At 62.1% G+C, this 19,453-nt stretch carries 22 protein-coding genes; 9 read left to right on the top strand and 13 right to left on the bottom strand.

What is annotated here, in order from left to right:
- Positions 1-11 precede the first annotated feature (11 nt).
- Positions 12-329, top strand: coding sequence for a hypothetical protein (locus YH63_RS17650; RefSeq protein WP_046826473.1), 318 nt, complete (start codon positions 12-14; stop codon positions 327-329).
- A 14-nt stretch (positions 330-343) separates the two neighbouring features.
- On the opposite strand, the gene YH63_RS17645 is transcribed toward YH63_RS17650, so the two are convergent.
- From YH63_RS17645 to clpS, 3 genes are all read right to left on the bottom strand, one after another.
- Positions 344-1,132 carry a tetratricopeptide repeat protein gene (locus tag YH63_RS17645; protein ID WP_046829429.1) on the bottom strand — a complete coding sequence of 263 codons (789 nt, stop codon included), beginning with the start codon at positions 1,130-1,132 and terminating at the stop codon, positions 344-346.
- 109 nt (positions 1,133-1,241) lie between these two features.
- A complete protein-coding gene (locus YH63_RS17640) occupies positions 1,242-2,306 on the bottom strand; it encodes a phospholipase (RefSeq protein WP_046826474.1) in 1,065 nt (354 codons plus the stop codon).
- 83 nt (positions 2,307-2,389) lie between these two features.
- Complete coding sequence (gene clpS / locus YH63_RS17635) at positions 2,390-2,707, bottom strand: ATP-dependent Clp protease adapter ClpS (RefSeq protein WP_046826475.1); 318 nt, start codon at positions 2,705-2,707, stop codon at positions 2,390-2,392.
- Positions 2,708-2,804: 97 nt separating this feature from the next.
- Between clpS and YH63_RS17630 the strand changes: the two genes are divergently transcribed.
- The 3 genes from YH63_RS17630 to YH63_RS17620 all read left to right on the top strand — a co-directional run bounded on the left by YH63_RS17630 (position 2,805) and on the right by YH63_RS17620 (position 5,182).
- Positions 2,805-3,011: a KTSC domain-containing protein gene (locus YH63_RS17630; RefSeq protein WP_046826476.1), complete on the top strand. Its 207-nt coding sequence runs from the start codon at positions 2,805-2,807 to the stop codon at positions 3,009-3,011.
- A gap of 234 nt (positions 3,012-3,245) precedes the next feature.
- Positions 3,246-4,439: an ABC transporter substrate-binding protein gene (locus YH63_RS17625; protein ID WP_046826477.1), complete on the top strand. Its 1,194-nt coding sequence runs from the start codon at positions 3,246-3,248 to the stop codon at positions 4,437-4,439.
- Between the two features lie 188 nt (positions 4,440-4,627).
- The gene (locus YH63_RS17620; protein ID WP_046826478.1) at positions 4,628-5,182 is read left to right on the top strand and encodes a cupin domain-containing protein; all 555 of its coding nucleotides are present in this window, start codon (positions 4,628-4,630) and stop codon (positions 5,180-5,182) included.
- A 7-nt stretch (positions 5,183-5,189) separates the two neighbouring features.
- On the opposite strand, the gene YH63_RS17615 is transcribed toward YH63_RS17620, so the two are convergent.
- A complete protein-coding gene (locus tag YH63_RS17615; RefSeq protein ID WP_046829430.1) occupies positions 5,190-5,441 on the bottom strand; it encodes a hypothetical protein in 252 nt (83 codons plus the stop codon).
- Between the two features lie 189 nt (positions 5,442-5,630).
- Here YH63_RS17615 and YH63_RS17610 point away from each other — a divergent pair, with 189 nt between their 5' ends.
- Positions 5,631-5,942: a hypothetical protein gene (locus YH63_RS17610; protein WP_046826479.1), complete on the top strand. Its 312-nt coding sequence runs from the start codon at positions 5,631-5,633 to the stop codon at positions 5,940-5,942.
- A 79-nt stretch (positions 5,943-6,021) separates the two neighbouring features.
- Here the strand turns inward: YH63_RS17610 and YH63_RS17605 are convergent, their stop codons facing one another.
- From YH63_RS17605 to YH63_RS17570, 8 genes are all read right to left on the bottom strand, one after another.
- Positions 6,022-6,477, bottom strand: coding sequence for an MgtC/SapB family protein (locus YH63_RS17605; RefSeq protein ID WP_046826480.1), 456 nt, complete (start codon positions 6,475-6,477; stop codon positions 6,022-6,024).
- Positions 6,478-6,525: 48 nt separating this feature from the next.
- Positions 6,526-7,734 (bottom strand): efflux RND transporter periplasmic adaptor subunit, encoded by a 1,209-nt coding sequence (locus tag YH63_RS17600; RefSeq protein WP_046826481.1) that lies wholly within the window; start codon positions 7,732-7,734, stop codon positions 6,526-6,528.
- Positions 7,724-10,915, bottom strand: coding sequence for an efflux RND transporter permease subunit (locus tag YH63_RS17595; protein WP_137325237.1), 3,192 nt, complete (start codon positions 10,913-10,915; stop codon positions 7,724-7,726). Before YH63_RS17595 ends, YH63_RS17600 begins: the two co-directional genes overlap by 11 nt.
- A 305-nt stretch (positions 10,916-11,220) precedes the next feature.
- Positions 11,221-12,735: an outer membrane protein gene (locus YH63_RS17590; protein ID WP_137325236.1), complete on the bottom strand. Its 1,515-nt coding sequence runs from the start codon at positions 12,733-12,735 to the stop codon at positions 11,221-11,223.
- Positions 12,736-12,884: 149 nt separating this feature from the next.
- Entirely contained in the window at positions 12,885-13,283 is a 399-nt protein-coding gene (locus tag YH63_RS17585) for a PaaI family thioesterase (protein ID WP_046826484.1), read from the bottom strand.
- A gap of 96 nt (positions 13,284-13,379) precedes the next feature.
- Positions 13,380-14,516: an alpha/beta hydrolase family protein gene (locus YH63_RS17580; protein WP_046826485.1), complete on the bottom strand. Its 1,137-nt coding sequence runs from the start codon at positions 14,514-14,516 to the stop codon at positions 13,380-13,382.
- Between the two features lie 73 nt (positions 14,517-14,589).
- Positions 14,590-15,882 carry an ArgE/DapE family deacylase gene (locus YH63_RS17575; RefSeq protein WP_046829431.1) on the bottom strand — a complete coding sequence of 431 codons (1,293 nt, stop codon included), beginning with the start codon at positions 15,880-15,882 and terminating at the stop codon, positions 14,590-14,592.
- Positions 15,883-16,103: 221 nt separating this feature from the next.
- The gene (locus tag YH63_RS17570) at positions 16,104-16,715 is read right to left on the bottom strand and encodes an NAD(P)-dependent oxidoreductase (RefSeq protein WP_046826486.1); all 612 of its coding nucleotides are present in this window, start codon (positions 16,713-16,715) and stop codon (positions 16,104-16,106) included.
- Between the two features lie 206 nt (positions 16,716-16,921).
- Between YH63_RS17570 and YH63_RS17565 the strand changes: the two genes are divergently transcribed.
- The 4 genes from YH63_RS17565 (at position 16,922) to YH63_RS17550 (ending at position 18,498) form a co-directional block, all read left to right on the top strand.
- Entirely contained in the window at positions 16,922-17,248 is a 327-nt protein-coding gene (locus YH63_RS17565) for a winged helix-turn-helix transcriptional regulator (protein ID WP_246658148.1), read from the top strand.
- Between the two features lie 498 nt (positions 17,249-17,746).
- The gene (locus YH63_RS17555) at positions 17,747-18,076 is read left to right on the top strand and encodes a DMT family transporter (RefSeq protein ID WP_046826489.1); all 330 of its coding nucleotides are present in this window, start codon (positions 17,747-17,749) and stop codon (positions 18,074-18,076) included.
- An 18-nt stretch (positions 18,077-18,094) separates the two neighbouring features.
- Entirely contained in the window at positions 18,095-18,253 is a 159-nt protein-coding gene (locus tag YH63_RS21685) for a hypothetical protein (RefSeq protein WP_170978707.1), read from the top strand.
- Positions 18,250-18,498, top strand: coding sequence for a DUF6719 family protein (locus YH63_RS17550; protein WP_046826490.1), 249 nt, complete (start codon positions 18,250-18,252; stop codon positions 18,496-18,498). Before YH63_RS21685 ends, YH63_RS17550 begins: the two co-directional genes overlap by 4 nt.
- Here YH63_RS17550 and YH63_RS17545 read toward each other — a convergent pair.
- Positions 18,495-19,241: an SDR family oxidoreductase gene (locus YH63_RS17545; RefSeq protein WP_046826491.1), complete on the bottom strand. Its 747-nt coding sequence runs from the start codon at positions 19,239-19,241 to the stop codon at positions 18,495-18,497. The genes YH63_RS17550 and YH63_RS17545 overlap by 4 nt on opposite strands.
- Between the last annotated feature and the right edge of the window lie 212 nt (positions 19,242-19,453).

Below are 19,453 nucleotides of genomic sequence, written 5' to 3'. Positions count from 1 at the left end.
GGAGAGTTCAGATGCTGACAAATGTTGCGCTCCGGGATGCCCGGCCGGCGGTGATCGTGTGTCCTGGCTGCGCCAAACACCTGATGGACGTCATGGACGTCCGCTGGGCGATGACCAAGCTCGAGTTCACCTATGCCTGCTCGGGCTGCGGCACCGAGACCATCCGTGCGATCGCGGGCGACACGCCAATATTTACGTCGCGCGCCACGACGCATCTGCGCAGTCTCGAGATTTTCCGCTTCAGTCCCGATGCCGCCGAGCGGCCGCGTCATCGCGCGGTGGAAACCGCGATTAGCTCGCAGGTCGTGCGCGAGCGGCGGACGGGCTGAACAGCCGCGTCCCGTCAGAAGCAGAGGTTGGTCACGACCTTGCCGGACTTGTCCTTGAGCACATAGGGACACTGCGCACGCTTGAGCGCCGCCTTGGCCTCGTCGTTGCCGAGCGCTGCGGCTTTCTCGTAATAGGTTTTCGCCGCGCCGGAATCCTGCGCGCCTCCCCGGCCGTCCTTCGCGAAAGCTCCCATGCGCTCCAGCGCGCCGGGATGATCCTGCGCCGCTGCCTTCTCGAACAGGTTGCGCGCGCCCGCGTCGTCCTTCGGACCGCCGACGCCATCCTGCAACATCAACCCCAGTTGAAACTGCGCCTCGGCATTGGTCTCGGCTGCCTTCGCCAGCAGGCTGCGCGACCGGGCTGCATCGGCGGGCGCGGCACCGCCCTTTCCCGAGAGGGCCGCAAGGTTGCTGACGCCGCGCGGATTGCCGCCCAGCGCCGCGCGCTCGAACAGCTTGGCCGCTGCAGCTTCGTCCTTGGCCACGCCCGCGCCGGTCGCGTAAGCGACGCCAAGTTCGACCATCGCCGAGGTGCTGCCCTTGTCGGCGGCCTTGCGCCAGGCACCGATGGCCTCCGTGCTCTGGCGGTTCGCGGCATAGGCGCGGCCAAGCTGATACATTGCGCGGCGCGAACCCGACGCCTGCTTGCAGAACTTGATCGCGGTTGCGACATCGGCTGCGGCGACAGCGGCAACGCCCTTCGCATCCGCAGGCTTGTCCGGGTCGGCGGGATCGGCGGCGAGCCGGTCGCACAGCACGAGATCGGCGGATTGCGCGCGCAGCGGCGCATGCGCTGTCGCCATCCACACGAATGCGGCGATGCCTAAACTTGCGGCAATGGAACTTGCGGAAAGGGTCATGAGGATCTCGGGATTTCCTGCAATCAGTATATCCCGACAATCATCCGCCCGGCTACGCCTTCAGCCAATCCAGCAGCGGCGCGTTGATCTCGCGCGGATAGGTGTGACTAAGATCGTCGATCTCGCGATAGGTCACGTTCGCGCCCGCCGCGCTCAGCGCGCGCTGTGCCTGCCGCGCGACCTCGACCGGAAACATCCAGTCCAGTGCGCCGTGGGTCAGGAAAATCGGCAGCCCCTGCATCCGCCCGGCGTCCGCCATCGAGATCAGCATCGGATGGAAGGTCGCGGACACCGGCGCAAGATGCGTGAACGGTGAACCGTTATCGAGCGCGCTGACATAGCAGAACGTGCCGCCGTCACTCATGCCGGTCAGCAGCAGGCGCTTCGGATCGACGTTCCATCGCGTGCGAATTGTGGCGACGATACGCGCTAGGTTCGGCGTGTCGGTGTCGTCGCCCATCAGCGCCCATGTCGAGCCGAGCGAATTGCCCGCCGAGGTCGGCGCAACGAGGATCGCACCGAAGGAGCGCGCATCGCGTAGCCAGCTCCAGAGAAAACCGCGGCCATGCCCGCTGCCGCCGTGCAGCGCCACCACCAGCGGCCACGCGCGATCCGGCGTGTAGTTTTCCGGCACATAGAGCGAGAAGCCGCCGCGCGTGCGCGGCTCGTTGTCGACATGCATCACGCCGGTCTCGTTCTCGCGGGGCGGCTGCATGCGGTGCGCCAATGCTTCCGCATCGCTTCGCAGCGATGGATCGAGGAAGAACCCGTTTACCGCCGGGATCATCGATGCGAGCGGATAGAGCGCTTCCTGCGCGCGCGGCAAATGACGCAAGGCGCGAAACACCGCGCGGACATCGCCCTGCAAAGCGGCCACACGCAATGCGGCGAACCCGGCCAGCGCTTCGTCGCTGGCGGCGACAAGGCGCTTGCCGACATCGTCGGATGCATCGGATGGCTTGAAGTCCGAATAGTCCGCGCGCAAGGCCGCATCCGGCGCGCCGACCGCCTCCATCACCTCACCGAGCGCGGACGGATCGAAGTGACGCGCAATGAGACTGAGTGTCTCGATGCAGGTGAGCAAGGGCAGGAGAATCTTCGCGGGATCGGATGTCATCGATCCACGCTACCGCTTGACGCGGCGCTCAGGCAAGGCAACGCCCACGACTGGCAGCCATGATCGTGAAGGTTTTCGCCCCGCTACTCTTCCTTCTCGGTCGTGAAGAACAGCGGATAGCCTTTGGCCTTGCCGAGTTCAGTCGCTTCCTTGGCCTTGGTCTCGGCGACGTCGCGCGTGTAGACCGCGATCACGCAGGCGCCCTTCTGATGCGCCGTCAGCATCACGCGGCTCGCCGTCTCCTCACCCATCCGGAAAACCGCCTTCAGCACACTGACGACGAATTCGCGCGGCGTATAATCGTCGTTGAGCAGGATCACCTTGTAGAGCGGCGGCCGCTGCAGCTTGACCTCGGTCTTGGTCTTGGTGGTGGTTTTCGGTGTGACGGTGGTCGGGCTCATCTGTGATCTCTCGGCACGTGCAGAGGTTGACGATCTCAGGGTTGGTACGGGACGTTTCGCTTCCCATATCGGGACGAGTGAAAGCAACGAGGACCGCATGCCGCAGGTCGCATCAAGCGTGATTTCGCGCATCGAGTATAACGCGCCCGCGCGCGAGCTTCACGTCACTTTCACGAGCGGCCGGTCCTACAGCTATTTCGGCGTTCCCGGTGAGGTCTACTTCCAGTTCTGCCGGGCTCCCTCGAAGGGCGACTTCTTCAACACCCTGATCCTCGACCGCTACGAATTTACCGAGCATCGCTGACGCGGACGGCATCCGCTGGCGGCAAACCGCAGACAGCCGAGCCAATCAATAGTCCAAAATTGATACTATAGCATCGTCTTTGCGACGAGTGACGGCGCTTATGCCGCATAAATCTCCTTAAAATATGGATTCTTTCCACTTGCTCCTTGATTTCGCCGAAGCTAGTTTAAAGTTCTAAAATCGAACTAATAGTCCGCATCGGGTAGACGGGCGGCTCACGGGAGAGAAACCACTATGTCGAGGATATTATTCGCCGCGCTGGCCGCATCGCTCACGCTGACCGCGGCTGCAGTCGCCGCCGATGCCCCTGGCGTCACCGCAACGGAAATCAAGGTCGGAGCGACCTTCCCGTTCAGCGGCCCTGCCTCATCGCTCGGCAACGCCGGCAAGGGGCTGATCGCCTACGTCAATCAGGTCAATGACCGTGGCGGCATCAATGGCCGCAAGGTCAACCTGATCACCTACGATGACGCCTACAGCCCGCCGAAGGCCGTGGAACATACGCGCAAGCTGATCGAGAGCGACGAAGTCTCGTTCATGTTCGGCCAGCTCGGAACTCCGTCGAACTCGGCGACCATCAAATACATCACCGGCAGGAAGGTTCCGGACACCTTCATCACCACCGGCGCGACCAAATTCACCGACAGCAAGGACTACCCGCTGACTACGACGGCGCTGCCGAGCTACGACACCGAGGGGAAGATTTACGCCAAGTACTTCCGCGCCCAGTTGCCCAACGCGAAAGTCGGAGTCCTCTACCAGAACGACGACCTCGGAAAGGATTTCGTCGTCGCGATGAAAGCGGTCTACAAGGACGAATACGCGTCCAAGGTCGTGGCAATGGCCTACGAGGTTGCCGACCCGACAGTGGATTCACAGGTCGTCAACCTGAGGGCCAGCGCACCGGACGCCCTCCTCATCGCAGGCACTCCGAAGTTCGCGGCGCAAGCCTTGCGCAAGATGAACGAGATGGGCTGGAAGCCCCTCACTCTCGTTAACTTCGTCGCGGCCTCGATCGGCAATACGTTCGCGCCGGTCGGCCTGGACAAGGTGACAGGCGTCGTGACGGCTGGCTTCCAGAAGGATCCGACCGATCCGAAGTGGAAGGACGATCAGGGCGTGAAGGATTTCGTCGCGTTCTTCAACAAGTATCTGCCCGGCGCGGACCTCGCCGACCAGAACTACATGTACGGATACCAGCAGGGCATGATCCTTGAACAACTCATCAAGCAGAGCAGCAGCGATCTGTCCCGCGAAAACATCGTAAAGCAAAGCAAGAGCTTCAAGGACTTTGTGTTGCCGACAGTTCTGCCCGGCATCAAGGTCAATACAACACCTGAAGTGAACCAGGCTTACACACAGATGCAGATGCAGCGCTGGAATGGCAAAAGCTGGGATCAGTTCGGCGAAGTCATGAGAGCCGACTGACGCAACTTACGCCGTCAGGCTTCTGCAACTATCAGGGCGTCGCGAAAAATCGCGGCGCCCTTCTTCATGAGGCACCGGTTTCGCGGAACATAGTCACGGTCAAGGCGTTATTTCCTGCACCCCGCCGCGCAGGCTTTTGCCGCCGGCAAAATCCCCTATCTGAATGACGGAAACATGGATTAGCCCCCATGCCTGCAATCTATAACTCCGATCCACCGACGGCGTCGTTCAAGGTTAGCCCCGTGTCCTTCATCTTCCCCGATGACGGACTGGTCCCGAACAGCCCGCTGCCGTTCCTGCTCTACAAGGGAGCCGTCGCCGTTGACGGCGATCCGGAGCAGACTATGGAAGAAATGTTTCACGCGAACGGCTGGGGTCAGAGCTGGCGCAACGGCATCTTCGACTATCTGCACTATCACGCGACGGTCCATGAAGTGCTGGGCGTCACGCGCGGCCGCGCGCTTGTCCGCTTCGGCGGCAACCATGGTGAGGATTTCGAGATCAGAAAGGGCGATGTCGCCATTTTGCCCGCCGGCACCGGCCATCAGTGCCTGTCGGCCAGCAACGATTTCGCCGTGGTCGGCGCCTATCCGCCCGGCCAGCAGATGCAGGTCACGCGCCCGACGGCGGAGAACTATCGCCTGGCGATCCGGATGATCCCGCAAGTTGCCCTGCCGGAGACAGACCCGGTGTACGGACAACGGGGTCCGCTGGTCGAACTCTGGAGAAAACGACGCCGATAACCGGCGATCAGGGCGTCGCGAATGTTCGCGATGCCTGCTCCGGTCCCATCGGGACGCAGACTTTCTTGCGGCGGAGCGCGCCGATCGCGCCCGTGACCTTCATCACCTTACCGACCCCGCAGGTGCCGTTATCGACATAGACGACGGACCACGGTGAGAGGAAATAAGGTTCTTTTTTCAAGAAGTTGGGTGACATTTCCTGCGCCATGCAAGGCGCGGACACACCGCATAGAAACGCGAGGGCGACGACGGTACGCATGACGCTCATCCCAAAAGCCGGCAGACAACACCGACGGACAACACAATGCTCGGTTTCAGTGAAGGTTCCAAGACGTGAACAGCGGCACCGTGAAAATTTTTACGGCACGCCTTCGCGAACACGTCATAGCAAATTCCGGAACGGGACAAGCCGCGATGTGTTGGGCCTCCAATAGCAACGGAGGTTCTAATGCGACGTAAATTGCTCCTGACGACATTGGTGGCGGCATCGCTCGCGGCATCGACGCTGGCGGCCTCCGCCCAGGTTGCTCCCCCGTCTTCGCCGGGCGGTTCGGCGGCCGGTTCACCGGGCGTCTCGCCCGCGACCCCGCCTCCATCGTCGGCGCCAGCCACCGGAACGACCGGTCGCAATACCGGCATCAACCAGCCCGGCGTGCCGAATACCTCGACGCCCGGATCGATCGGGACCGGCGCGTACCCGAGCGGCCTGCCAGGCGACAGCACCTCCAGTCCCGGTTATCCGGGCAAGGTCGGAAAGTAGACACGGTCCCGGTGGCCGGCCGCGCGCGAATGCTTCGCGGATTCTAAGCGCGATCGCGCGCAGAACACTCGCTGCGCGGCTACTTCTTTTCCTCTTCGCTGCCTTCCTGCTTGAAAGGAGCAAGCAGCCAGAGCGTGAGGAACGTGAACAGGGAGATCATCACGGCGACGTCGTAAGCGCCGAGCCCGACCGCCGCGCCGGTGGCCCCGGTCGCCCAGAGGCTGGCGGCAGTGGCGGTACCACGCACCGAATTCTCGGTTTTCAGGATCGCCCCGCCGCCGATGAAGCCCATGCCCGTCATCAAGCCTTCGATGATGCGCGCAGTGCCCTCCGGGTGGCCCTCGAGGATGTGCTCCGTGGCCTGGACGATGCCGCAGGTCGCCAGCGCCACCAGCGGGAACGTCCGCAGTCCGGCGCTTCGCTCCGCCTTTTCCCGGTTCCATCCGATTGGCAGCGCCAGCACGTAAGCCACTGCGAGAGCGATGAAATGCGGCCCGAGCCGAAAGCTGCCGGTCATCTCCAAAAGCGACTGCATGGACCCCTCCAGGAACCGTTGCAGCGTGACACGGAGACGCGCGCGGCGCTACTCGGTCTTGGTGGTGCTGTTGGAACTGGTCCGCGGCTTGCCGTCCTTGCCATTCTTGCCCGCGCCCGCAATGCGGACCTGATCGCCGTCGGCGATACCGTCGAGCGGGGTCACGATGACCCGGTCGTCCGGCGACAGGCCGGAGGCGATCTCGATCTCGCGGCCGAGATCGCGGGCGATGGTGATGGTCTTGAACAGTACCTTGTCCCCCGCGTTGACCGTCGCCACGCGCAGACCGCTGCTATTGAACACCAGCGCGCTTGCCGGAATGCTCAGGGGCTGCACGTCGCTCGACAGGGATAGCTTGACGTTGGCGTAGGCGCCGGGGCGCAATTCGCCCTTCGGGTTTTCGATGGCCAGCTGCATCCGCGTGGTGCCGGATGACACGTCCACCGACTGCGCGGAGGCCTCGATGGTCGCCGGGAAGGTCCGGTTGGCATATTCCGGGACCGTGACCGTCGCCTTCGCGCCCATCTTGATGGCGGGCAGATAGCTCTGCGGCACGTTCACATAGAGCCGCAGCTTGCTGACGTTGGACACGACAAACATCGCGGCACCCGAACCGGTGCCGCCGCTGATCAGCGCACCGACGTCGGTGTTGCGTTCGGTGACGACACCGTCGAACGGCGCGGTCACGAGCTTGTAGGCGGCGAGCGCCTCGAGACGTTCGACATTGGCCTGCTGCGACTTGACCTGCGCTTCCTTGCTGGCGAGGTCGGCCGAGCGCTCGTCGATCTCCTGCTGCGAAACGAAGTTCGACGCCAGCAGCGTCTTGCGGCGGGCCAGCGTCGCGGCCGACAGCTTGGCGGCGGCCTGTGCGTTGGCCAGGTCCGCGCGCGCCTGCAGCAGCTGCTGGTCGAGATCCGGGGCTTCGATTTCAGCCAGTTCCTGCCCGGCCTTGACCTGCGCGCCGATGTCGGACTTCCAGCCTTTCAGGTAGCCGCTGACCCGCGCATAGATCGGCGCACGGGAATAGGCTTCCAGCCGGCCCGGCAGCTCGAGCGTGGCGTTGAGCGGCTTGGTCCCGGGCAGCGTCACCGCCACCGACGGCACGGCCTGCGCATCGGTCCATTCCTTGAGCTGGGCGTCGCCCTTCGAGCGGGTGATGATGCCAGTGACGACCACGGCAGTCAGCACGCCGATGGCGACGGTGCCGTAGAGCCTTAGCTTGCGCGGCGACACGCGTGAGCCCTGATCAGGTCGCATGAACAATCTCCGGTGCCATCGCAGGTTTTGCGGGCATCTTCTTGTGAACCATACTGAACAGCACTGGCACGAACATCAACGTGGCAAATGTCGCAAAAATCAACCCGCCGACCACGGCGCGTCCGAGCGGCGCGTTCTGCTCGCCGCCCTCGCCCAGTCCCAGCGCCATCGGCGTCATGCCGATGATCATCGCCAGCGCGGTCATCAGCACCGGCCGGAACCGAACGAAACCGGCATCGAGCGCGGCGGCGATCGGGTCGCCCAATTCCTCATAACGCTCACGGGCGAAGGCGATGACCAGCACGGAGTTCGCCGTCGCCACGCCCATGCACATGATCGCGCCGGTCAGCGCGGGCACCGACAGCGTGGTGTGGGTCGCGAACAGGAACCAGACGATCCCCGCCAGTGCCGCCGGCAGCGCCGATATGATCACGAACGGATCGGACCACGACTGGAAGTTGACCACGATCAGAAGGTAGATCAGCACAATGGCGCCTAGCAGGCCGAACAGCAGCCCCGCGAAGGCGTTGTTCATGGTTTCCACCTGCCCGAGCAGAACCACGCGGCTGCCCCTGGGAACATCGTTCGCGGTGTCGGCGATAACCTTGTTGATGTCCTTCGCCACCGCGCCGAGATCGCGCCCCTGCGGCGTCGCATAGATCTGGACCATGGTCTGGATGTCGTACTGCGACACCACGGCGCTGGAGGATGAGCGGTTGATGTTGGCGATGCTGCCGAGGATCGGCGGCGTCGCCATCCCCGCCGATGAAATCGGCAGCGCCTCGAGCTTGTTCAGCGAGTCGATCCGATACTGCGGCGTCTGCATCACGATGGAATACGACACGCCGTTCTCGGGATTGAGGAAGAACGTCGGCGCCACCTGCGAACTGCCGGCGAGATTGACGACCATGCTGTTGGTGACGTCGCGCGCCGTCAGCCCGACATACTGCGCGCGGGTCCGATCGACATCGACATTGAAGCCCGGACTGTTCGGCGACTGCTGGATCCGCGCGTCCGCTACGCCGGGAATGAGCCTGATCCGCCGCAGCAGATCGTTGGCGTACTTGAAATTCCCCTCGGCATTATTGCCGCGCACCTGAAGATCGATCGGAGCCGGCGCGCCGAAGTTCAGAATCTGGCTGACGATGTCGGCCGGCAGGAATGCGAAGGAGACGCCGGGGAATTCGCGCGGCAGCTTCTCGCGCAGTTCGCGGACATAGTCGTCGGTCGGGCGGTGATCGCCCTTCAGCTTGATCTGGATGTCGCCGTCCTGCGGACCGATCACGCCGGTGTTGTTGTAGGTCATGTTGATGCTGCTGTTCGGCATCCCGATGTTATCGGCCATGGTGTCGATGTTGTCGGGCGGGATGACCTGCCGGATCGCCTTCTGGATGTCGGCCAGCCGGTTCGCAGTTTCCTCGACACGGGTGCCGATCTGGTTGCGGACGTGGATCAGGATCTGGCCGGTATCGACCGACGGGAAGAAGTTGCGGCCGAGGAACGGCACAAGCAGGAACGACAGCGCAACGAAGGCGAGGAAGCCCGTGACGAATATCGGCCGGTGAGCGAGCGCCATCTCAAGCAGGCCGTGATAGCCCGCCCTAAATTTCTCGAACCGGGCCTCGAAGCCGCGCTGGAACAGCACCAGCGGATTGCGGGTGGGCGGCTTTTCCGCGGCATTGCCGTGCTCGTCATGGGCGTGCTTGTGCAGCAGGTACTTCGCCATCGTCGGCACAAGCGTGCGCGACAGGATGAACGACCACACCATGGCGAACATCACCGAGAGCGCCATCGGCACGAACAGGAAGCGAGACACGCCGGTGAGGAAGAACATCGGCACGAACACGATGCAGATGCACAGCAGCGATACGAACGCCGGCGTCACGATCTGACGCGCGCCGTCGAGGATCGATTCCTCGACCTCCTTGCCCTGCTCCAGATGCCAGTTGATGTTCTCGATGGTCACGGTCGCGTCGTCGACCAGAATGCCGACCGCGAGCGCGAGGCCGCCAAGCGTCATAATGTTGAGCGTCTCGCCGATCGCCGCGAGGCAAATGATCGCGCCGAGCACCGACAGCGGGATCGAGACCGCGATAATGATGGTCGAACGCCAGCTTCCCAGGAACAGCAGGATCATGATGCTGGTCAGCACCGCGGCGAGCACGCCCTCAAAGGCGACGCCGGCGATGGCGCCGCGCACGAAGATCGACTGATCGCCGATGAACGAGACCCTGAGCGAGTCAGGCATCGAATCCTTGATATCGGCGACCTTCTGTTTAATGCCGGAGATGATGTCCAGCGTCGATGTCGCGCCGGCCTTCAGCACCATCATCAGCACGGAGCGGTTGCCGTCGACGTGAACGATATTGGTTTGCGGCGGATTGCCGTCACGCACCGTCGCCACGTCGCGGATATAGACGGTGGCCCCGTTCACGACCCTGATCGGCAGGTTGCCAAGCTCTTCGATCTTCAGCGGAGAGTTGTTAAGCCGGATGTTGTATTCGAAGTCGCCGATCTTCTGGGTGCCGACAGGCGTGATCAGGTTTTGCGCGGCCAGCGCGTTTGCGACGTCCTGCCCCGACAGACCAAGCGCCTGCATCGCGCTCGGGTTGAGGTCGATCTGGATCTGGCGCTGCTTGCCGCCGTACGGCCATGGGATCGCGGCACCGGGCACCGTCACCAGCGGCGTTCGCAACTGGTTGGTGGCAAAGTCGAACAGGTTTTGCTCGGTCAGTCCTTCGCCTGCCAGCGCAAGCTGGACGATCGGCACCGTGGAAGCATTGTAATTCAGGATCAGCGGCGGCGTGGCGCCCTGCGGCAACTGCCGGAGCATCGTCTGCGAGATCGCGGTCACCTGCGCGTTGGCGGTGCGGATATCGACGTTGGGTTGAAAGAAGATCTTGATGACGCCGGTGCCGTTGTAAGAATTGGCGACGATGTGCTCGATGTCGTTGACAGTCGTGGTCAGTGCGCGCTGGAACGGCGTCACGATGCGGCCCGACATCTGGTCCGGCGGCAGGCCGGTATAGGACCAGACCACGCCGATCACCGGAATCCGGATCTCGGGGAAAATATCGGTCGGTGTACGCAAGGCCGCGAGCGGCCCGACAATCAGCAGCAGAAGTGCCAGTACGACGAAAGTATAGGGTCGGCTCAGGGCAATCCGGACGAGCGCATTCATATTTGACGTTTCTCGGTCAGCGATGCGCAACGCTGCGCCCGCAGGAAGGACCTGTTCTCTTCACGCTTCAAATCTGGGGGCTGATCTATCCGAATCTGCCGCGATTGCGCAACGCGGCAAACCTCACAGTTACTTGTTCAGGCGGCGGAACTGCCTGTTTAGAGGCCAAATTGCGCAGTATTTCGCCGCGTGGGGTTAATTTATCACAGGATCAACTGGGTCTGGGTGACCACCGCGAGCCAAGCGGCCAGTCTTCAAAAATGAAAAAGCCCGGCCTAGCCGGGCTTTTGCGTGGAGAGAGGCGTTCAGTACTTCGCGACAACTGGCCCGTCCCAATTGAACTTGTAGCTCAACTCGGTCCGGACGGTCTGGACCGTCGGCTTGAACGACATAGCAATGGGCGCTCCGCCAAGAGTGGCGACGGTGTTGACCCTGTCATACTCCGCGTAGCGATACTCCGAGCGCAGGAACCAGCCGTTGCCGGGAAGAAGGTCAAGCTTGGTTTCGACGCCGCTGCCGAGGAACCAGCCCTTGTGAGTATGGCCGGGCACATTGTCGCCCGGCGCTTCAGGCAAACCGGTTAAAAGACTTGCAGCCGGAGACCCGTCAAATTTCGCTTCGGTGTAACCACCGTTAATATACGTCAGCGTCTTCGGCGTGATCAGCCAGCCGGCGCGCGCACCAACGGCCCAGGACGAACTCAACTTTGTCGCGGCACCGATCGGGTCTGTCGGGTTCGTATAGAAAAGTGTGTCGGCGGTGCCGTGAATGTTGGCGAAATCATAATTGGCGAGAACACCAGCAACGATGCGGTTGCTGAACTGATAGTCGATGCCGCCGCCGATGGTGCCGAACGCACCCTTCGCACCCATGTTGGCATGTAACGGAAGAGCGCCAAAATTGGACTGCGCGACACTGGCGAGGCCGTACCCGCCGCCACCGCTGATGTAGATGCCGGTCCACGATGTTGGAGCAGAGGTGAAGCTCCGAACAGGCGGTGCATAAGTTTTCGGCGCGCCGAACGGATTGAATTTATACGTCAGCTCCGTCCGTACAGTCTGCACGTCGGGACGCATCGTAACGACCGCATTGAACGGGCCGCCATTGACCAACTGAGGAGCGGATGCCGCATCGTAGCGCGCATACCGATATTCGGTCCGCGCAAACCAGCCGTCCCCAGGCAGGAAATCCAGCTTCGTTTCGATACCGGTGCCCAAGAACCAACCATCCACGGTCCGTGAGCCCAAGGTGAAGGAAACACCAGGAGGGACCGCCGGAATACCGTTGAGTTGAGCGATGTTGATGGAATCGAACCTGGCCTGGGTGTAACCGCCGCTGACATAGGTCAGTGTCTTTTCATCGAAAAGCCAGCCAAGGCGGGCGCCGACAGCCCATGTCGAACTGAGCTTTTCCTCACCGCCCAATGGCGAGAAAGGTGCAGTCGCGTTTGCCAGCGAATACGTGCCCTTGATGTCCGAAAAATCATAGTTTCCGAACACACCCGCGACGATACGATCCGTGAATTGATAGTCGTAACCGGCGCTGACCGTTCCGAACCAACCTTTCGCAGCGTTGTTCAGACCGCTATTTGCAAAAAGGCCATTTAGAGCTGCTGAGCTGGTTTCTTCATTGACCATTCCGTAGCCAAAGCCGCCACCGACATAGAACCCGGTCCAGCTATAGGCTGAAACCGCAGCCGGCGCTTTCGTGTAGGTGCGGCTTGGCAAGTCAGCTGCATGGGCGAACGAAACAGTCGCCAGCGCTGCAGCGGTCGACAGAAAAATTGTCCGCATTAGAACCCCCGAAGCCTCAAATACCAACGAGTCAAAAATACCGAGGGAGCTTACGTGGCCACACCGAGCCAACGATATAGCGGCAGGGCAACACCTTCCAAAAACGTGTGAAGGCGTCGTATTTCAACGTCCGGAATCGGCCCAGTCCCTGCCCGGACAACTTGAGATTGGACCAATCACAGGATCAACTGGGTCTGGGTGACCACAGCGACCAGCTTGCCCTCGCCGGTCTCGATCCGGGTCTGCCAGACGTGGGTGCGCCGCCCGAGATGGATGGCGGTTGCGGTCGCCGTGACGGTCGTCCCGGCCTTGGCCGCCCCGGTGAAATTGGTCTTGCTCTCGATGGTGGTGGTGCCCTTGGCGTCCGGCGGCAGGTTGATGATGGTTGCGGCCGCGCCGACGGAATCGGCAAAGGCCATCACCGCACCGCCGTGGATCGCATGTCCCAGCGTGCAGAGGTCCTCGCGCACCACCATAGTCGCGACCACCCTGTCCTTCTCGGCCTGCGTGAAAGTCACGCCCATCAGGGCGGCGAACGGCATCGGCCGCGACTGGATCATTTCAAGCAGGGTCACGCTGCCGCTCCTCACATTCAGGAAAAAGATGAAGACCTTCCTCAGGCAACAGATCAGTTAAAGCGATGGATGAAGCTCCGGGCGCTCCGCCACTCGCTAGTTGGAGCGCTCGACCAATTCCTGCCCGACCGCATAGAGCCGGCAATCCTTCCAGGCCCGCGCGCATCGCGTCATCGCCTCTTCCTTAGCTTCGTCGCGCGATCGCGCCATAACGCTGGAGCCGCAATGCCCTTCGGGGTTGACGGCAAACGCCTTGACGTCGGTGCGCGCGGAATAATACCGATTGAAGAAGGCTGCGCACGCAGCATTTATGGGCGTCGGCGGTGGAAGATCAGCCAACGGAGGTAACTCCACCACCACCGACGTTGGCAAATGCAACGCGGTCAGGAATGTCTGAACGGGTTGCCACCAAATTTCGATCGGCTCGGCATCCAGCACCATGTGACCGTCCGTGCCGAACGGCGGCAGCATCTGTAACTGCGCCGGAGCGCCCGAGGCTGTGTAGGCCTCGAACATTTGGCGGGCCAGTGTCGCATTGAAGTAACGATCGTTCTCGGAATACAGCCACAACGCAGGGACACGCGCTGTCTTGCCGAACACGCCGAAGCCCTCGACCAGCCGGCCGGCGCTGCAAATTTGGCCTGGTGCGAAAGAGCCGCGGCCACCAGCGACACTCAGAACGCCGACGACGCCCGCAGGATTGGTCGCAGCAGCCGCAGTCGCAGCCAGGCCGCCTGACGACCAGCCCAACAGCAACACATGATCGGGGTCCACCCAAGGCTCACGCCGAAGCGCCGCTACCGCACCGGCAACATCCTCGCCTGCCGTACGTGCCACCTCCAGATAGTCCCGATTGTCGCATGTTCCTGATATATGTTCAGCATACGGCCCCTCGGAACGTCCGAAACCGCGGCGCATGATCGAGACCGCCACGTAACCTCGTTGCGCGAAGGCAACCGACGGGCCGTTAAGTCGGGCTGGCGATTGGCGGGCAATCGTCGCCAAAAAAGTCGGGCCATCACCGCGAGGCGTCCCATGAATAAGGACGACCAGCGGGAAGCGCCCGGATCTGTCGGGGCGGATCACGAGACCTTCGAGAGTTACCTTGCGTCCATCGGGCAGATCGATCGCAATGGCGATTGGAGCGCGGATCAAACCAGGCAACACTGTTTGGGCGGCCGCGCCTGTCGTGAGCAAAACGAGCAAGCCGAAAACGTAAACACAGCGTCGCATTCGCTTTCTCCCCGTCATGAGCAATTCGACAGACCCCGAGATGCTCGCTGGCTTGCGCAAGTGATCCTGCGTCCTATGCAGCCTCCACGCCGCACCACCCCGCCACGAACAGCGCGATCGCCTGCGTGGTCTTGCGCAGCGATTCGATTTCGACCCGCTCGTTGAAGCCGTGCATCGCCTCCGCCGTCGCCCCGAAGCACAGGCTCGGGATGCCCGCATTGAGGCCGTAGAACCGCGTATCGGTCAGCGCCGTGAACGCCAGCTCCTTCAACGGGCCGCCGTATACGGTCCCGTGGACTGAGCGCAGCACAGCCTCGGACTCGCCGGCGTCCGTCAGTTCATAGCCTTCGGAGAGAAAGCCCGACCACTCCACCGCCGGCGGGTTCTTCGCCAGGAACGGATGCCGTTTCGCGGCCGCCTCGACGCAGGCCACAATCTCGGCCTGATGATCGGCGATCGACCAGCCGGGCAGCACGGCAATACGACAGTCCAGGTCGCACCATGCCGGCACACTTGAGGCCCAGTCGCCGCCCTTGATAATGCCGGGATTGAAATTGATCGGGTGCTTGACGACCTTGAAGTGCCTGTCGCTGGCCGCGCGCCTGTTCCATTCCTCTTCCAGCACTTCAAGCGCCTGCACGAGGTGATACGCCGCCTTGATCGCGTTGGCCCCTGCCCCCGCCTCGAACACATGCACCGGCTTGCCGCGCACCTTGAGGCGAAACCAGATCACACCGACCTGCGAACGAACCAGCTTGCCGTTGGTCGGCTCCGGGATGAAACAGCAGTCGGCGCGATAACCGCGCTGCACCGTCGAGAGCGCGCCGACGCCGGTGCTCTCCTCCTCGATGACCGACTGAAAATGAATTCGCGCCGTCGGCTTCAGGCCCGCCGCGCGCAACGCATCCAGCGCGTAGAGTGCGGCGATGGTGCCGGACTTCATATCGCCTGCGCCGCGTCCATACAGCCAGCCGTCCTTGACCGTCGGCGTGAACGGCGGCGTGTCCCACATGTCGAGCGGACCGGCCGGCACCACATCGCAGTGGCCTTGCAGGATCAGCGAGCGGCCTGCCTCTCGCGCCGGACGATAGGTCCCGACCACCGTGCGAGCCTTGGAGAAATCATGCTCGATTGGCCCATAGCCGCGCAGGTCTTTCAGATCGTCGGTGTCGATATGCCAGTCATCGACCTCATAGCCGCGCGCGCGCAGCAGGTCGCCCATCATGTCCTGACACGGGCCTTCCGCACCGCGCGTCGAGGGGATGGATGAAAACTGCTTCGTGGTTTCGATCTGCCGGTCGAAGGCATCGTCGACCGCATCGAGAATACGGCGCTGGGTCTCGTTCGTCGTTGTTTTGGCGTCCATCGCGTTTCGTCCCTTCATGCGTCTGCGCGCAGATTATTGGCCGCGAGTGTAGCCAACTTTAAGGGGCCGTTGGAAGGGATGCGATGACGTTGGAGGTAAGTTGTTCCAGCCCCCGTCATTGCGAGGAGCAAAGCGACGAAGCAATCCAGCCTCTGTCTTTCTCAGGACTGGATTGCTTCGCTTCGCTCGCAATGACGATGGGCAGGAGCCGTCGTGTCGGGTTAGTACCCCACCGTGAACCGCTGCCTTGAATGCGCCGGTTTCTCGACTTCATCGACCAGCGCGATGGCGTAATCCTCGAACGAGATGCTGCTGCCCTTATCATTGGTCAGAAGCTGATCCTTGCCAAGGCGGAATGTGCCGGTGCGCGGCCCCTCAAAGAACAGCGCCGACGGCGAGAGAAACGTCCAGTCCAGTTCCTTCTCCTGCCGCAACAGATTCAGGAACTCGCCGCCCTTCGTCGCCTCGTCCTTGTAGATCGCCGGAAACTCCGGCGTCGAAACCAGCGTAACCCCGGGCGCGACTTCGAGACTGCCCGCACCGCCGACCACCAGATAGCGCTTCGCGCCCGACGCCTTCACGGCGTCAATCAGCTTGCGCGGATCGCTTTGCAGGAAATGCACGGCGCTGATGACCGCGTCGTGTCCCTTGAGCAGCGCTGTGAGATCATCCTTGTTGAACACGTCGCCCTTCTTCGGCGTGACGTTGGCCTGCGCCTGAACCTTTTCCGGATTGCGGACGATGGCGGTGACCTCGTGGCCGCGGCGGGCGAGTTCCTGGAGGATGGGCGAACCGGCGCGGCCGGTGGCTCCGATCAATGCGACTTTCATCATGACGTCCTTTGCGATACGTGGTATCCAATCGATACCAACTAACGAATGGACATCAGATGCCCGCTGCCGGCGCCGCTGTGAAGAAGGCACTTTCCAGAGACATGGTCTCCCGCGAGAGACCGCCCGCCAGATCTGCGCGTGCGACCAAGGCCTCGCGCGGCAACTGGCCGGCTAATCCCTACGCGCAGGACTGCCCGACGCGGCTTGTGCTCGATCGCATCGCCGACAAGTGGACCGTGCTGTTGCTGATCCTGCTCTCGCACCGGCCATGGCGATTCAACGAACTGCGCCGCGAGATTGGCGGGCTTACGCAGAAGATGGCATCTCAGACTCTGAAAGGTCTTGAGCGCGACGGCCTCGTGACGCGCAAGGTGACGCCCACTGTTCCAGTGACGGTGGAGTATTCGATCACGCCGCTGGGGCGCACGCTGAGCGAAACTGTCGACGCGTTACGGATCTGGGCCGAGCGACACATGAGCGATGTCGCGAAAGCGCAGATACATTATGACCGAACCAAGGCGCCAACTGTGTAGATTTAGTCACACACGCCGAGTTTGTGCGGATGTTCTTCGTGCGTTCGCAAGAGTTGATGAGGCATTTGCGGCTTGCGCGATAGGATCGTTCATCATCGGCGACAATCAATGAAGTCTCTTGCGATGAAGTCTCGCCGGCGATTGAGAATGAGCTCCCACGATAAAGGAGAGCAATCATGCCAGCCTATGCGCAGCATCACCAAAAGCGTCAGATCTTTCACGCAGCGATGACCGTGTGTCCAAGCTGCCTGAGCCTTCCCATGCAGATCATGGAGGTTCAGCCCCATTGGGACCTGGCGAGAGTCGACTTCGTTTACGAATGCCCGGCGTGCTGTACCGAAGTCAGGGAAACGGTGGCGAAGCATTAGGCACGCGCGACTTGCGCGTGCCGGTTCCCTTCGCCCACATCTTGCGACATGCGCCGGCTGACCGCGTCTGCGCATGTCCGCAAGGCAACCGCTGCCTATGAGAATCGCGGTGGCCCGACTACGATGAGGCATGACCTTCGCCTACCTCATCATCGCAATCATTCTTGAAGTGATCGGCACCGCCGCGCTTCAGGCGTCGGAGCAATTCACCAAACCGAAGCCGCTGATCCTGACATTGATCGGCTACGCGGCGTCGTTCTATTTCCTGTCGCTGGTGCTGCGGACCATGCCGGTCGGGATCGCCTATGCGATCTGGTCCGGTCTCGGCATCGTGCTGATCACCATCGTCGGCCTCGTCTGGTTCGGCCAGAAACTCGACATGCCCGCCGTCATCGGCCTCGCGCTGATCATCGCCGGCGTCGGCACCATCAACCTGTTTTCATCAACAGTTTCGCATTGACGCATTGGAGAGACACGCATGGACAATCGCAACATTCTCTACGCCGTCGTCGGCGCACTCGTGATCGCGGTCGGCGTGCTCGGCTACAAGGTCTATCAGGACAACAAGAAGCCGCAGGGCCTGCAGATCAATGTCGGTCCCGACGGGCTGAAGATCCAGAACAAGAGCTACGCATGAACGCAGTATCGTCGCCACGAACGCTCTTGCTCGCAGTAGTCCTGTCGCTTGCGACGACTGCCTCCGCTCGCGCCGACATTGTCGGTCGTGAAGCCGACATCACCAACCTGCGGCTCGGCCAGAAGATCTATGTCGATGACGGCTCCTGCCCCTCGGGGCAGATCAAGGAAGTGTCAGGCCTTCGCCTCACCGCAGCAGGCGTCGAAGCTTCCCGCAAATGCGTCGACCGCAAGGGCAAGCGCTAGATCGTTCGGCCGCCATCCACCGGCAGCACCACGCCGGTAATAAAATCCGCATCGTCCGACGCCAGATAGACACACGCCTTGGCGATATCATCCGGCTGGGACATACGGCCGAGCGGAATCGTCGCGATGAACTTCGCGCGGTTTTCCGGCGTGTCCGGCACACCCATGAATGTTTCAAGCAACGCGGTCTCGCCCATCACCGGCGCAACGCAGTTGACCCGTATCTTGTCGGGCGCAAGTTCCGCCGCCATCGCGCCGGAGAGCAGGTTCACCGCGCCCTTCGAGCCGTTGTACCATGTAAGCCCCGGACGCGGACGGATGCCGCCGGTCGAGCCGATGTTGATGATGCATCCGCCGCCCTGCTTGCGCATCAGCGGCACGGTCGCGTTCGTCATGTGATAGATCGACTTGACGTTGACCGCGAACACGCGGTCGAACTCGTCTTCAGTCACGTCCATGATCGGCTTGTTGCGAAACGACCACCCCGCATTGTTGACCACGATGTCGAGCCGTCCGAATTTCTCGACCGCTGTTGCGACGGCCCTGTCGATGTCGTCGCGCTTCGAGACATCGCCAGCGACCGCGACAGCGCCGCCGGTGTTCGCGGCGACGCGCGCCGCGCCCTCGCCGTTCAGATCGAGGATCACCACCTTGGCGCCCTCGTCCACGAAAAGCCGCGCAATGGCCGCGCCAAATCCCGATGCGCCGCCCGTGACCAGCGCAACCTTGTTCTTGAGACGCATGTTATCCGCCCTTTTGATTTTCATTTGGTTGTCCGGCAAGGGTCGATCAAACCACCCGCAAACGCAAGAGCGCCGCGCGTCACTTCTGATTCGAAATCGCGCAAGACAATTCGATGACTTATCGCCCGGCTTTTCGTCGTACGAATTCTCACTTTCAGCGTGACCGCCGGTTTCATCGTCCTACAGTTGCAAAGCGCGGCGAATGAGTCCGG

This window comes from Afipia massiliensis (assembly GCF_001006325.2).
Classification (GTDB): domain Bacteria; phylum Pseudomonadota; class Alphaproteobacteria; order Rhizobiales; family Xanthobacteraceae; genus Afipia; species Afipia massiliensis_A.
This window is presented reverse-complemented; position numbering and strand designations above follow the sequence as displayed.